We start from the raw sequence: 1275 nt of genomic DNA on the forward strand, positions 1-1275 counted from the left end.
CTCACAGATATGAGAAAAAAACAGTCTTTGATATTTTAGGTGTTGTGTATGAGTATACCACTTCTGCCCATCAGGTAGCATAGCGAAAAATTTGAAACCCGTCAGGGTTTATTTGATGTGCCTACTTTTATGCTATCTATAAAAGATAATAAAAGACTACGTGAAAAAACCACATTTTGTATAAAAAGATACCTTAAGTTGATGGATGTGGGGTAGCGCCACATCGCTATCAAGCTAATAAAAAGAAATGCCCCCTARAATGAAAAAATACGCTATTCTTTCTGTAGAATCATAGGAAAGGATGGCGTTTTTTATGTCTGTTTCTGTGTMTGACGAATTACAACTATTTGCTCAAGAGATTCAAAGTTTTTTATCTCCAAATACCTTACGGRATCTTGCTAGAGATGTTGGYTTTGTACAACGAACCAGTAAGTACCAAGCAAAAGATTTAKTARCTTTATGTGTATGGKYGAGCCAAAATGTAGCTATGACTTCTTTAACTCAGTTATCTAGCTGTTTAGAAGCATCAACAGMAGTACTYATCAGTCCTGAGKGACTGAATCAACGGTTTAATAAGGCGGMCGTCCAACTTTTACAACACCTACTAGCCGAACTACTAAGCAAAAAATTGGCCGCATCTATGCCGATTTCTTCTCCATACACTTCTGTTTTCAAGCGTATTCGTATTTTAGATTCAACTGCATTTCAACTCCCRGATGTATTTTCATCGGTTTATCCAGGTGCAGGAGGATGCAGCCATACRGCYGGGATAAAAATTCAACTTGARTATGATTTGTTAAGTGGACAGTTCCTACATATTCATACAGGTCCAGGTAAACAACATGATCGCACTTACGGCTCTCTGTGTGCCCCAACTGTGACAGCGAATGATTTATGTATCCGAGATTTAGGTTATTTTCATTTAAAAGACCTTCAAYATATACAAGATAAAGAGGCCTACTATATCTCTCGTATCAAGTCGAATACACGTATGTATCAAAAAAATCCTAACCCTGATTATTTTCAAGAYRGAAGAATTAAGAAAGGTACAGAGTATATACAGATAGATATGGAGACTTTAATGAAATCCCTTCAACCAGGACAAACATGTGAAATGGCTGATGCTTATGTAGGAATGATTGATAAAGTGCCAGCTCGTGTAATTGTTCATCGGTTAACAAAACAACAGCAAMAAAAACGATTACAAGATCAAGCTGTAAGAGAAAAAAAGAAAGGAATGAAGTATTCTCCTCGTAGTAAACGACTCAGTGGTAT

The 1275-nt window shown here is 36.7% G+C and carries 1 protein-coding gene; it reads left to right on the forward strand.

Going from position 1 to position 1275, the window contains the following annotated elements; translation table 11 throughout:
- Positions 1-313: 313 nt before the first annotated feature.
- A partial coding sequence (locus AC1DTM_RS27030) for an IS4 family transposase (RefSeq protein ID WP_477001333.1) occupies positions 314-1275 on the forward strand: 962 nt, incomplete at its 3' end.

This window comes from Bacillus sp. P4_D3 (genome assembly GCF_056401855.1).